The 12,702-nt window shown below is 52.4% G+C and carries 11 protein-coding genes and 1 pseudogene; 10 read left to right on the top strand and 2 right to left on the bottom strand.

Going from position 1 to position 12,702, the window contains the following annotated elements; all coding sequences use genetic code 11:
• The first annotated feature begins 21 nt into the window (after positions 1–21).
• The 4 genes from RB298_RS31325 to RB298_RS31310 all read left to right on the top strand — a co-directional run bounded on the left by RB298_RS31325 (position 22) and on the right by RB298_RS31310 (position 4,213).
• Complete coding sequence (locus RB298_RS31325) at positions 22–681, top strand: class II aldolase/adducin family protein (RefSeq protein ID WP_036661352.1); 660 nt, start codon at positions 22–24, stop codon at positions 679–681.
• A 78-nt stretch (positions 682–759) separates the two neighbouring features.
• Entirely contained in the window at positions 760–2,271 is a 1,512-nt protein-coding gene (locus RB298_RS31320; RefSeq protein WP_486050232.1) for a rhamnulokinase, read from the top strand.
• An 82-nt stretch (positions 2,272–2,353) separates the two neighbouring features.
• On the top strand, positions 2,354–2,782 hold the full coding sequence (gene fucU, locus RB298_RS31315; RefSeq protein WP_096774351.1) for an L-fucose mutarotase: 429 nt from the start codon (positions 2,354–2,356) through the stop codon (positions 2,780–2,782).
• A 273-nt stretch (positions 2,783–3,055) separates the two neighbouring features.
• Positions 3,056–4,213: an SGNH/GDSL hydrolase family protein gene (locus RB298_RS31310; RefSeq protein WP_486050230.1), complete on the top strand. Its 1,158-nt coding sequence runs from the start codon at positions 3,056–3,058 to the stop codon at positions 4,211–4,213.
• 181 nt (positions 4,214–4,394) lie between these two features.
• Here RB298_RS31310 and RB298_RS31305 read toward each other — a convergent pair whose 3' ends face one another.
• Positions 4,395–4,706 carry a YbjQ family protein gene (locus tag RB298_RS31305; protein ID WP_053492862.1) on the bottom strand — a complete coding sequence of 104 codons (312 nt, stop codon included), beginning with the start codon at positions 4,704–4,706 and terminating at the stop codon, positions 4,395–4,397.
• Positions 4,707–4,925: 219 nt separating this feature from the next.
• On the opposite strand from RB298_RS31305, the pseudogene RB298_RS31300 reads away from it, so the two are divergent.
• A pseudogene (locus tag RB298_RS31300) lies at positions 4,926–5,360 on the top strand (beta-xylosidase family glycoside hydrolase); the annotation flags it as partial.
• Between the two features lie 142 nt (positions 5,361–5,502).
• On the opposite strand, the gene RB298_RS31295 reads toward RB298_RS31300, so the two are convergent.
• On the bottom strand, positions 5,503–6,447 hold the full coding sequence (locus RB298_RS31295; protein ID WP_486050228.1) for a DUF4183 domain-containing protein: 945 nt from the start codon (positions 6,445–6,447) through the stop codon (positions 5,503–5,505).
• 416 nt (positions 6,448–6,863) lie between these two features.
• Between RB298_RS31295 and RB298_RS31290 the strand changes: the two genes are divergently transcribed.
• The 5 genes from RB298_RS31290 to RB298_RS31270 all read left to right on the top strand — a co-directional run bounded on the left by RB298_RS31290 (position 6,864) and on the right by RB298_RS31270 (position 12,683).
• A complete protein-coding gene (locus RB298_RS31290; protein WP_096774349.1) occupies positions 6,864–7,277 on the top strand; it encodes a DUF4183 domain-containing protein in 414 nt (137 codons plus the stop codon).
• A gap of 710 nt (positions 7,278–7,987) precedes the next feature.
• Entirely contained in the window at positions 7,988–8,524 is a 537-nt protein-coding gene (locus RB298_RS31285; RefSeq protein WP_486050226.1) for a MauE/DoxX family redox-associated membrane protein, read from the top strand.
• Entirely contained in the window at positions 8,521–9,111 is a 591-nt protein-coding gene (locus tag RB298_RS31280) for a hypothetical protein (RefSeq protein ID WP_213579100.1), read from the top strand. The genes RB298_RS31285 and RB298_RS31280 overlap by 4 nt, the downstream gene beginning before the upstream one ends.
• Positions 9,112–9,139: 28 nt before the next feature.
• Complete coding sequence (locus tag RB298_RS31275; RefSeq protein WP_486050223.1) at positions 9,140–10,918, top strand: ABC transporter ATP-binding protein; 1,779 nt, start codon at positions 9,140–9,142, stop codon at positions 10,916–10,918.
• Between the two features lie 271 nt (positions 10,919–11,189).
• Complete coding sequence (locus tag RB298_RS31270; RefSeq protein ID WP_486050222.1) at positions 11,190–12,683, top strand: amidase family protein; 1,494 nt, start codon at positions 11,190–11,192, stop codon at positions 12,681–12,683.
• Positions 12,684–12,702: the final 19 nt, after the last annotated feature.

The following is a 12,702-nucleotide window of genomic DNA, read 5'->3' as shown; positions in this document are numbered from 1 at the left end:
CATTCGAGAGGAGAACGAATCATGCTGAATGTAGAAACGAGAAACGAGCTCTGCAAATATGCCAAAAAAATCGTCGACAGCGGACTCGTTGTAGGGCCTGGAGGGAACATCAGCGCCAGGGCAGGGGACAAAATGTATTTGTCCCCGAGCGGCTTCGCGCTGGAGGAGATCGAGCCGGAGCAATGGATCGAAGTGGATATCCCGACGGGCGATATTACCGATATGGGTCTGCGGCCTTCCTCCGAAGTGCTGATGCACCTGTACGGATACCGCAGCAACCCTGACATCGGGGCCATGGTGCATACGCATCCGTCCCATTGCATCGCCTTTACGCTGGTGGAACAGGAGCTGCCGGTGATGTTCCCCGATCAAGCAGCATTGGTTGGCCGTACGGCTTATATCCCGTACATCATACCAACGACGGATTTGTTGGCAGATGCCGTCGCGGAGAAAGTGACCACGGCCAGCTCCATACTGCTGGGTAATCATGGACTGGTCACAACCGGCCGGAATCTGCGCGAAGCGTATTACCGGACCCAAGTGGTTGAAGAGAGCGCCAAAATTTATCTGAGCGCCAAGGCGGCCGGCACGCCGGTGCCGCTGACGGATCAGGAAGTAGACGATATTGCTGCACTGGAGAGCGAGGATTATCGAATCCAGCTTCTGCAGAAGATGAAATAAATGTCAAGTTAAGGTTCGGATCTCGGGTCGTTGAAATTTGAATCGGTATCGTACTTAAGGTGAGAAAGGATGCGGCGTATGAGCAATTCATCTGCGGTGCTTGCGTTTGACTTGGGGGCCAGCAGCGGCCGGGCGCTGCTGGGCGAAATCACCGCTTCTGATCATGACTCCCCCGGCATACTGAAGATCACGGAGATTCATCGTTTTGCCAATACCCCTGTTCAGATGGGAGATCATCTGCACTGGAACTTCCCGATGCTGCTCCAGGAGGTCAAGCACGGCATCCGTAAAGCGTTTCAGGACGGTTATCGCCCGGTCAGCTATGGCATCGATTCGTGGGGCGTCGATTATGGACTGATTGACCGAAACGGGGAGCTCATCGGAGTGCCTTATCATTACCGGGACCTCCGGACGGAAGGCATGGTGGAGGAAACCTGCAAGCAGGTTGGCAGAGAGCGGCTGTTTCAAGAAAGCGGCCTGCAATTCATGCCGTTCAACACCATCTTCCAATTGAATGCGATGCTTAAGGCGAAGTCGCCGATGCTGGATATCGCGGACAAGTTCCTGCTCACGCCGGATCTTCTGAACTATTTTCTTACAGGGGTTCAAGCATGCGAGTTCACCATGGCAACCACGACCCAGCTGTATCATGTTACGGAAGGCAAGTGGAATGAACGGTTAATGGATGAGCTGGGACTTCCCTCGTCCTTGTTCCTTGAACCCGTACAGCCGGGAAGCGTGATTGGCAGGCTGCAGGATGCCGTGGCGCAAGAGCTTTGCGTTCCGGCGATCGAAGCGATTGCCGTGGCGTCGCACGATACGGAATCCGCCGTGGTGGCCGTTCCGGCGAACGCCGCCAGGTTTGCTTATCTCGTATGCGGGACCTGGTCGCTTCTCGGAACCGAGCTGCCGGAGCCGCTCGTTCACCCGGACGTGCTGGAAGAAGACTTCTCCAATGAGGGTGGGGCTTATCAATCCTTTCAATTGTTGAAGAATATCATGGGCCTCTGGATTCTTCAGGAGTGCAAGCGGCAGTGGGAAAATGAGGGACTGAAGTATTCTTATGCAGAGCTGATTGAGCTCGCGGAGGACGCGGAGCCTTTCCGCAGCCTCATCCATCCCGATGATCTGCGCTTCATGAATCCGGCCGATATGACGGCTGAAATTCGGGATTATTGCCTGGAGACCGGGCAGCCCGTTCCGCAAAGCGCCGGTGAGTATGTCCAGTGCATACTGCAAAGCCTGGCCCTAAGATACCGGGAAGTGCTTGAACGGATGGAAGTCCTGACAGGGCAAGCGTACGATGGGCTTCATATGGTTGGCGGCGGCATTCAAAACGAGCTGTTATGCCGGTACACGGCGAATGCCATGGGCCGTACGGTATGGGCCGGTCCGGTCGAAGCCAGCGCCATCGGGAACATGCTGGTTCAATTTGTGGCCAATGGCACGCTGCGCAGCAGGGAAGAGGGAGTCGAGCTCGTGAAGCGGTCTTTTCCGCTGGCCTGGTATGAACCCGAATCCAGTGAGGATTGGGAGGCGGCGTTCCGGCGTTACAAGTCCTTGATCGGACAGCAGCAGGCACAGCCGTGATCATGAGAGCGTTCAGGGACTGACAGCTCCCTGTTAAGATTCTCAACTTGCTTCAAAATCTGATAAAGAAGGATGTCGTTCCATGCTAAAAGGCATATCTCATTTGCTCTCGCCTGAGCTGCTGAAAATACTTATGGAGATGGGGCACGCGGATGAAATCGTTCTCGGCGACGCCAATTTCCCTGCAGCCAGTCACGCCCGGCGGTTGGTCCGGGCAGACGGACACGGAATCCCTGCGTTATTAAACGCCATATTGCCGTTATTTCCGCTGGATACGTACGTCGAATCCCCGGTAGCGCTGATGGCCGTCACCCCCGGAGATACCGTGGAAACGCCGATCTGGGAGGATTATCGCAAGATCGTGCAGCAGTTTCACGCCGTTCCCGTTGATTTCGACGAGATGGAGCGCTTCTCGTTCTATGAACGCGCCAAGAATGCGTATGCCATCGTGTCGACGGGCGAACAAGCGCTGTATGCCAATGTTATCCTTAAAAAGGGCGTAGTCGTTTAGACTAACTGATGCAAGTGTTAAAGAAGAGATCGCTGCGGCGGTCTTTTTTTTCGGTTTCCAATGGTTCAAGCGGTTTTCATCATCATGCGTAAAAAATAAACACAACACCGCCGGATTGAACTACAATGAGCATTAGGCCAGATAATCTCAGCTGGTGTTTATGATGATCAAGTCAATGGAGGAGAACAGGCAACGCAGGAACACAGCGGGAAAGAAAGACGCCAAGATGATTCTGGCAAATACATACCATCATAAAAATGAAGGTGAGATATTGTGAGAGGAACATACGCATCTTTATCGGTCGTATCAACGGCAACCAATTATATTATGGAGCAAGACAATGTAATGACGCGCACCTATCGTACCTATATCAAACCGAGAGAGTCCGGGCAGCTTGAGCTGAGATTCTGGCACAGCAACTCGGTAGATTCCACGTGGGATGTGGGCTCGGTGGCCAAAGGGAGTATGCCAGGGGGAGCGTGGCGGATTGAAGCGGCTTATGCTGCCGATGGCGGCATCGGTCGGGATGGGCAGGTTGTGCTTGGGACAAGCGTGCAGGTTATGTTTGACGGGAATCCGGGTAAAACGGTAGCTCCCGGCGAGACGTTTTGGAGCGATCCGTTGCAGATCGAACTGCCCAAGGGACATGATTTGGCGTTCACGTGGACGATTACGACGCTTTCATCAGGTAAAACGGTGCCATACAATACGGAGGGGCTGCTTGTAACGGCTTATGAAGCTGAAGGGAATAAGGCGGATGACGAGTTTGGAGCAGCGTTCGTCCCGGCAGCGAGCCGCTTGGTCATGCCTGCATTTGCCGGGTATGCCAGATCGGTCAAGCAGCGGATGATCTTCCTAGGGGACTCTATTACACAAGGCGTAAGAACCGCGAAAGACGGCTACCAGTACTGGGTGTCCCGCATTGCGGATGGCCTCGGGCAGGACTACAGCGTATGGAATATCGGTTCCGGCTGGGCAAGGGCATATGATGCCTCCGCAGACGGTCCGTGGCTAGCGAAGGCAGCCGAAGGAGATATTGTTGCAATAGCGCTTGGGGTAAACGATATCGATATCGGAGCGAGAAGCTCCCGGGAACTGCTGGATGATTTATCAGCGATTGTAAAGCGTTTGAAACAGAGGGGAGATGGAACAAAAGCTCGAATCATTCTCTTTACAGTACCCCCGTTCAATTTTATGGGAGACAGGGAAGCGGTATGGCGTACCGTCAACGAAGCGATTCGCACCCGCCCTCCGGAAGGCGTGGACGCCGTGTTCGATATCGCAGATATTCTGTCCTGCCCTGCTCCGGAGGAACATCGGATCGAGCCGAAGTATATGAGCTCTTCCGATGATCCGCATCCGAACGGCCAAGCAGGAGCGGTGATTGCTGATGCTTTCCTGAAGTGGTTTGAGGCACAGCCGAAAAACTAAATCCGCACAGGCGGTTGAAAATGGAGATTTACTCAGATGGAAACGGACGGGTCGGTTTCATGCCAATGGTTGATGGAGAAAACAGCGCCAGTCAGACCGTAATCGGTCTGACTGGTCGTGGCTTCATCAAACTGCCATAAGCCGATAACTGGCTGATTGGCGTCGTTCGTCACTGTACAGGCTATACCACCACTGCTGTTCCGCTGACGGCCACCATCAGCATTCCCTCACGAATGACCTCATAGTCGATGTCCACCGCTACGATAGCGTTGGCCCCCATTCGCTCAGCCTTGTCTTTCATCTCGGCAAACGCTACATCCCTTGCTTCCTGCAGCTTGTTCTCGTAGGCTCCCGAGCGCCCACCAACAAAATCGGTAATGGAGGCCATAAAGTCCCTCACTACATTAGCGCCCATAATGACTTCGCCGTTCACAATGCCGATATACCTTTTAACCGGGTAACCTTCAATGGTAGATGTTGTTGTCATAATCATATGATCGTCCTTCTTTCAAATAATTTTTCAATAGCGTTTACGAATAAAAACACTTTCACCTGATGCTGATTTGGATAGCAGTACTAGGAAATATACGATCGTTTACCAGCGTGAGTGCTTTCTTTTAGTACGCCAACAGAAGAGGATTGGTTTCATGAATGGGCGTAAGAAGACAATTATCTGATGGAAAATGCTTATTGAAGGACGTGCGGGCGACGATTAAGGCACTTTTCTTGCAATATATCCGCTGCTCTGGACTTTGAGCCTGCAAACGAGGGAGAAGAAGCGGGATTAACCGTATTTATGAATGAAAGGTATCATTATGATCTGGCCGTAAAGCTTATAAACGGGGAAAAAACGATCGTATTCAGACGTACCGTGGGGTCGCTTAGCGTAGAACAAACCAGTCGATGTCCGGAGGGGCCTGTCGTGTTACGAATCGAAGCAATGCCCGAGCATTTCCGATTCTCCATGGGACAAAGTTCATCAGAGGTCCTGAATATGGGATCAGGTGAAACCCATCTGCTTACGACGGAAGTAGCCGGCGGATTTACAGGGTTAATGATTGCTATGTATGCATTCGGCGACAATGGAACAACCCCTGCGCTGTTCGACTGGTTTGATTATGAAGTCATCGATAGCCGGGCCGAATAGTCGAATTCGATAAGATGAAAGAGAGGGGACCGTTTATTTCGGTATCATATTAAGAAGCAGAGAAAGAAGACATCTTCCTTGCTGCAGATGTCTTTTTGCGCGAACCTTGCTGCCCGCCGCAGCGGGGTATTTTGCTCACCGTTCAAGCTACCACCTGAACGGTGAGATACAGCACCTCCAGCAAGATGGGCGTTCCGGCCAGAAGCACATCGCCGGGAGAATATAAGGTTAGTGCCTCCGAAGTGATGGTGTAGATACGGCCTTCCTGAATCATGCCGTTGATATAAACGGTCGAGGAGCTGTTCGGACCTACCATAATGCTCTGGAATGCCTGGTTACCGTCGTCATCCGTAAATTGTCCGGCAGATATGACGAAGGGATCATCCAGATTAACCTCGGACATCAATACGTAAAAATAGCGAAGCGTGGTCGGCAGCACGTTAATCTCCGGCACGATGACGCTTCCGGGGATTCCTTGAGGGCCTTGCGGCCCCGTGGGCCCCTGGATTCCAGCCGGCCCATCCATACCTGGAGTGCCTGGAACGCCTTGAGGACCTTGGGGTCCCATCGGTCCGGGAATGCCCGCCGGTCCCTCCATACCTGGAGTGCCTGGAACGCCTTGAGGACCTTGGGGTCCCATCGGTCCGGGAATGCCCACCGGTCCCTCCATACCTGGAGTGCCTGGAGCGCCTTGAGGACCTTGGGGTCCCACCGGTCCGGGAATGCCCGCCGGCCCCTCCATGCCAGGGTTGCCTGGAACGCCTTGAGGGCCTTGGGGTCCCATCGGTCCGGGAATGCCCGCCGGCCCCTCCATGCCAGGGTTGCCTGGAGCGCCCTGAGGACCTTGGGGTCCCATCGGTCCGGGAATGCCCGCCGGCCCCTCCACACCTGGAGTGCCTGGAGCGCCCTGAGGGCCTTGGGGCCCCACCGGTTCGGGAATGCCCGCCGGCCCCTCCGAGCCAGGGGTGCCGTGAACGCCCTGGGGTCCTGGAGGCCCCGCCGGCCCCACCAAGCCCGGGTTGCCAGGAACGCCTTGAGGGACTTGAGGTACGAGTGTCGATACGAAGTCTTTTGGACGGCGTCCCACTTGACGTCTATGCTGGACAGCTGACGGGGTGGTCCGATGAGTGGATCTGGGGTTGCATCTCCATTTTCGTTTGCCTGTTGACACGACTCGTTTGTATCTTCGCTTCTTGCAGGTCTTGCGTTTTCGAGGTCCTGCAGTTTTTAGAATTTGATATCGTTTCCGCTTGATCACGGGAGTTTTCAGTCTTATCCCTCCTCCCCCGGATGAATGTCTGTACTTAGTTTATGTTATCGGGGAAGGACTCGAGTGGACATTTATCCTTTCTTCAGTTATATATTGACCGGAATTTTGGTTGTTAATTGTACATTTTCACTAAAATAGGGAGAATGTCAGAACCAAATCTCAGAATCTATCATTTAATGATAATGTGGCACAGCCATATTTTTTCTATCTAAGACAAGAGAGGAGTGAAGATCATGCCAGTTATTAAACCTATCATTACCGCGGTCGCATCGGTTCCCGTTGCAACAGGCGGCACGATCACCACGACGGTAACGCCAACCGTAACCCGTTATTTTGCGCTGGTCGACGAAGCGATGATCGGTGCAGACTCGATTACCATGCCGGCCACCAGTTTCATCGATGATGCCGAAGCACCCGTGACGGCATTTCCCGCGTTGACAGGCACTGAATACTTTAATGTGTATATTAACGGGATGCTGCAGCAGCTTGCGTTATCGACTTTGACAACCGCCAGCTTGGTGCTCGATACGACGGATGTTCCGGCGGGAATACCGGTACTGTTGGAAATTGCCAGCTTCACGAATACGGCCTCCGCCATCACGACACAGCCTACCATTTCGGCGCCGGTCATTACGATCATCAGTTAAATTGGTAAGCAAAGGGCTGCCCCGATTAACAAAATGGGGCGGCCTTTTGTGTATGTAATTTCTTTAATAAGGGATAATATTCTATTATTTTACTATAAGATATTATCCTTGTAAGAAATGATAAATATAGTATATTAAAATTATCCTGCAAGCCAGCTAGTTAGCATAAACCACTTACACCCCTCAGAAATTGAACCCGCTTACAAACGACTCGGCATAAAAAAATTGGAAGATCCCTACAGCCAGCGTTCAACACACTCCAAAGCTTTTTGCATAGCAACACCTTTCATATAAATGAATGAACTTCATGACTTGAAAGGAGGTGAGCATTAATGTGCATTCTTCGTCATACTTCCTGTAACACTACGGAGCAATGCGGACGCGACAAATTCGGCGTTCGTCTTGAAGTATGGGACTGCGGCAACGGTTCCGAAGAGAGATATACTTGCGGCTGTTAATTTTTTGTAAACGCATGAATCTATCACTTATAAACAGCGGAACTTCTTGTTCCGCTGTTTATATTTCACGCAGGGCATGCGGCTTCCTATTATGGTTGAAGAGTGAGGGGTCGAATATGGTTTTGGGTCCATTGCAGTATGATCGAGAACGGGTGAACAGCGAAGAAGAACGGCAAGGTGCAGTCCAAGCAAGATATCAAAGTCATCGAATGGGGGCTTGGTCCCCCTGGTTGTCGGGAAGGAGAATGAACCATGTCCATGAGCGCGCTTTGCCTTTTGTTTCTGACCTTGGTGTTTGTGTTTTCGGGAGTGTCGAAACTGTTATCGTTAGCGGATTTCAGGACGACGATCGAACGGTTGCAGATGCCTGCAGGCCGCTTACGGATTGTACCTGTTCTCATTTGCGCCGCTGAGATTGCAGCCGGGGCGGGTTTATTGTTTTCCTGGAGCAGAGCCGCTGCGCAGATCGCGATTTTTATTTTGTTGGCAGGATTCGGATACGCCGTTTATCAAGCCAGGGTGGTGCAGAATCAGGAGATCCAATGCAGCTGCTTTGGCTCATGGTCTAGTGAGGCCCTCGGCTTGAATACGGTCGTTAAGATTGCATGCTTAGGTATATTGAATGCGCTAATTTGGCTTTTGTCCGAACCCGTGAATCTCTTCCTCATGCCGGTCCAAGAGGCGGTTCTTACTATGCTGTCGGCCGGCGGCATTGCCGTTATTTCGTTGGTGGCGGTGAATGCGTATACTCTTGATTCATTACAGGCGAAGGAGGGAACGAATCCATGAATTTGATTACGACCGTGCTCGTGATTCAGTATGGCTTGATATTCAGCTTGGCTTTCTTCGTGTTCAAACTGTACCGTCAGGTTCGGGAGTTGAAGTTGAAGCCCCAGACAGTCGTGACCGGGCACGAGATGCCTGCGGTTCCGAAGGAAGGGCTCGAGCTTGGCACGCAGATTCCTCGGGCAGCCTATACGAGCATGGCCGGTGATACCGTGAATTTGTACGACGGCAAGCCCAAAATTCTATTGTTCACGATGAACCATTGCAATGCCTGCAAAGAAACGTACGGGGCCATCAAAGCGTTTATGGCTTCGCATCCGGATCTTTCGGTCACGCTATTCCTATATGCCCAGGATGCGGATGAGGCCGCAGAAATGGCGGTTGCCAATGAGTTAACCGATATGCAGGTCGTGTGGGCAGACCGGGCTATGATCGATTCGTTTAAAGTGAACCGGTTTCCGTTGGCGTTCTACCTGTCCGAGGAGCAGCTCGTCATCAACAAAAGCGTCACGAATTATTTGCATCATTTAGAACAAATGATCAACCAGCTGCCTCATGCTAAACCTTCAGCCCTAAACAAATCGGCTTAGCGACGAAGGAGGCTCAAGGTTATACAACATGAAATATGCGAACCTGATGTTCGAGGTTATGAAGCAGGTGTACCGCGTCTCTCCGCGGATGTTCACCAGATCGACCATGATTTATTTAATGCAGGCCTTTTTGCCCGTTGCCCAGATTTATATTACGGCTCAAGTCATAGACGCCGTTACCGGCGTGTTGATTCGGGATCAAGCTCCATACCAAGCATTGTATTGGCTGTTACTCCAGATGGCGGTCATTCTGATTGGCCTGGTGCTGGCATCTCTTCAAAAGTATACCGAGCGAAAGATGAATGCTTATGTATCCTACTGGTTTAATCTCCAAGTGTCGGAGAAGTTAAGCAAGCTTCCGTTCGTATTCTTTGAATCTCCGGAAAGCTACGACAAGCTGCAGCGTGCTCTTCGCAATCTGAATATCTGCGGAATTAACATGGTGTTTTACATGTTCTCGATTATTCAGAACCTCATCACGTTGACGGGTTTGCTCGTGCTCTTGTTCAGCTTTCATTACATATTGCCTATCGTTATGCTGCTTCTGATCGTTCCGCTGTTGATCATCCAGAAGAAAGAGGGGGCTTCCCGCTTCGTGGTCATTCATCAGCAGACGGCTTCGTCCCGTATGGCGGCCTACATGAACCAACTGCTGCAGACGAAGGAAGCGGCCAAGGAAATCCGGCTGTTTCATGCCAAAGATTATTTATTGAACAAATGGCGGGGCATCTATTTCAAAAATACGTATGAAATGCTGGGCGTCGAGCGGAAAAACATGAAGAATCGCCTGATCGTGGAAGGGGCGGTGACGATTTGTTCTTTTAGCATTTTAGCCGTGTTCGTCTGGCTCGGCTCACGCCTCAAACTAACCATCGGCAGCTATGTCGCCCTCTATCAAGCGGTCCAGGACACGCGATATTCCATCCAGAACATCAGTCAGAACATCGGGCAAATCTATCATGACGGTCTGTTTATCCACGAATTGTTTGAATTTCTGGATACGCCGGTTCCGCAGCCGGAAAAAGCTCTGCCGGTGACCACGCCTTTGCGGGAAGGAATCGAAGTCGATCGCGTTACCTTTTGCTATCCGAATCAAGATAAGCCTGTGCTTGACGATTTGACGATTCGCATCAAGCCCGGAGAAAAGGTTGCCATTGTCGGGGAGAACGGTGCGGGGAAGAGCACGCTCGTAAAAATCATGCTAGGCTTGTATGAACCGACGCATGGCGTTGTGCGCTATGGCGGCATCCCGATCCAGGATTATGATACCGTCAGCTTCCGCAGCAAAGTAACGGCGGTGTTCCAGGATTTTTATCGATATGAATGGACCCTTGAGGCTAACATTGCGCTGCGTGAGCATGATCCGGACGACCGGCAAGCCCATCGCCGATTGAATCATGCCATGGAGAAGGCCGCGATGACCCCGCTAGTAGATTCGCTGCCGGACGGAGTAGCAACCCAGCTGGGAACGCGCTTCTCCGGCGGGCGCGAACTGTCTCAGGGCCAATGGCAGAAGGTCGCGATCGCCCGGGGTTTCTATCGGGAATTCGAAGTGATCTATCTGGACGAGCCGACGGCGGCCGTAGACCCGCTTACGGAATCCGCGATATTCGAGAGCCTGATGTCCATGACCGAAGGCAAAACCGCCATCTTCATATCGCACCGATTGGGAAGCTGCAGACATGCGGATCGCATTCTCGTCCTCAAGGAAGGGAGAATCGTTGAAGAGGGAAAACATGAGGAATTAATCGGACAGGGAGCCCATTATGCCGAGATGTTCAATAAGCAGGCCCAGTGGTATCGCTAGCATGGGGCACCGGTTTTGAAGCGCATGCGAAAGTTAAGCGGAGCGGATCAAGAAGTCATTCTTGGTCCGCTTCCTGCGTTTAGTTTACGTTAGGAGGAGCAAGCCGCCATGGGAGACGAGAGAGCCGCTAAGATGCCGACCGATTGCGTGCCAGAAGGAGTTTCGTGTCTGAGTCCCGAATTGAATAGGGACTTGAAACGTCTGGAGGCTAAAATATGAAACGTTAAACCCCACACCTGCCGCAAGATCAGAAAAATAAGGGGGACCATATATGAGCTTGGATAAAAGAACATGGATTGTGGAAGCAACCATAGCGGATATGCAGCATGCCATGGAAGAAGGCTGGATGTCTTCGGTCGAACTGGTTCAATTGTATCTGGAACGGATCGGGTTATACGATGGATGGCTTCGCTCGATTCTAGAGGTGAACCCGGATGCGCTGCAGATTGCCCAAGAGCTGGATCAGGAGCGCAGAAACTTGGGAGCGCGGGGACGGCTGCACGGGATTCCGATACTGCTCAAAGACAACATCGACACCGGGGATCGGCTGCATACGAGCGCCGGCTCCATCACGCTGGCCGATTCGTACGCCGCCAAAGATTCCTTTGTTGCCGCAAAGCTCCGAGAGGCGGGGGCCGTTATTCTGGGCAAGAGCAACATGACCGAGTGGGCGAATTTCATGTCCTCGACCATGTGGGCAGGATACTCGTCAAGACGCGGGCTTACTTTAAATCCCTACGGTCCCGGCGAAATGTTCGTCGGAGGTTCGAGCTCCGGTTCCGGAGCTGCAGTGGCGGCGAATTTGGCTGCGGCAGCCCTCGGCACGGAAACTTCGGGATCGATTATCAGCCCTTCTAGCCAGAACAGTCTGGTTGGCTTGAAGCCGACGATCGGTCTGGTAAGCCGGACGGGCATCATTCCCATCACGCATACGCAGGATACGGCAGGTCCAATGACCCGAACGGTGGAAGATGCCGCGATTCTGCTTGGCGCGATTGCAGGTGCGGATGACCTGGACGAGGTGACCAAGACAGCTGCTCAAGCAAGGGTAGAGGATTACACGAAGTTTCTGGACGCCAGTTATCTGAAGCGGGCACGAATCGGGATTCCCCGATATTACTATAAGCATCTGGATCGGGATAGACTAGATATCGTAGAGTCTGCCATTGATGTTCTTCGCGAACAAGGCGCGACCATCATCGATCCGGTGGAACTGCCATGCCAGGGCACCCGCTGGGATGCCAACGTCCTTCGCTATGAATTCAAGAAATACGTCAATGATTATTTGGCGAATGTAGCTCCGTCGCTGCCGGTTCATTCATTAGCTGAGGTTATCGCTTATAATGAGGCACACGCCGACACAGCCCTGAAATATGGACAGGATACGCTGATTTGGGCCGAGGAAACGAGCGGTGCGTTAACCGAAAAAGAGTATTTGGAGAGCAAGCGGAAGAACAAGGAAAGGGCGGGCACCATGGGGATTGACCATGTACTTAGGGAGCATCAGCTGGACGCGCTGCTGTTTCTGGGTAATGAATATGGACCCGATCTGGCTGCCCGCGCAGGGTATCCTTCGGTTACCGTTCCCGGCGGTTATGCCGAGAATGGGATCATAGCTCCGGGAGGATACAACACCAAAGGTCCTCAGGGCATTACATTCATCGGGACGGCTTATAGCGAGCCGGTGCTGATTCGGTTAGCCTACGGCTTCGAGCAGGCCACCAAGCATCGTGTGCCGCCGAAGCTTTCATCCCAGTCATCATAGTAAAGAGAGGCGATGTTCC

The organism is Priestia sp. BR_2, assembly GCF_041954005.1.
Lineage (GTDB): Bacteria > Bacillota > Bacilli > Paenibacillales > Paenibacillaceae > Paenibacillus_AQ > Paenibacillus_AQ lautus_A.
This window is presented reverse-complemented; position numbering and strand designations above follow the sequence as displayed.

What these genes read in the sequence shown, in the direction of transcription:
- RB298_RS31275 (WP_486050223.1), top strand. Translation starts at nt 9,140, where the DNA reads ATGAAATATGCGAACCTGATGTTCGAGGTTATGAAGCAGGTGTACCGC.
- RB298_RS31325 (WP_036661352.1), top strand. Translation starts at nt 22, where the DNA reads ATGCTGAATGTAGAAACGAGAAACGAGCTCTGCAAATATGCCAAAAAA.
- RB298_RS31270 (WP_486050222.1), top strand. Translation starts at nt 11,190, where the DNA reads ATGAGCTTGGATAAAAGAACATGGATTGTGGAAGCAACCATAGCGGAT.
- fucU (WP_096774351.1), top strand. Translation starts at nt 2,354, where the DNA reads ATGCTAAAAGGCATATCTCATTTGCTCTCGCCTGAGCTGCTGAAAATA.
- RB298_RS31285 (WP_486050226.1), top strand. Translation starts at nt 7,988, where the DNA reads ATGTCCATGAGCGCGCTTTGCCTTTTGTTTCTGACCTTGGTGTTTGTG.
- RB298_RS31280 (WP_213579100.1), top strand. Translation starts at nt 8,521, where the DNA reads ATGAATTTGATTACGACCGTGCTCGTGATTCAGTATGGCTTGATATTC.
- RB298_RS31290 (WP_096774349.1), top strand. Translation starts at nt 6,864, where the DNA reads ATGCCAGTTATTAAACCTATCATTACCGCGGTCGCATCGGTTCCCGTT.
- RB298_RS31320 (WP_486050232.1), top strand. Translation starts at nt 760, where the DNA reads ATGAGCAATTCATCTGCGGTGCTTGCGTTTGACTTGGGGGCCAGCAGC.
- RB298_RS31305 (WP_053492862.1), bottom strand. Translation starts at nt 4,706, where the DNA reads ATGATTATGACAACAACATCTACCATTGAAGGTTACCCGGTTAAAAGG.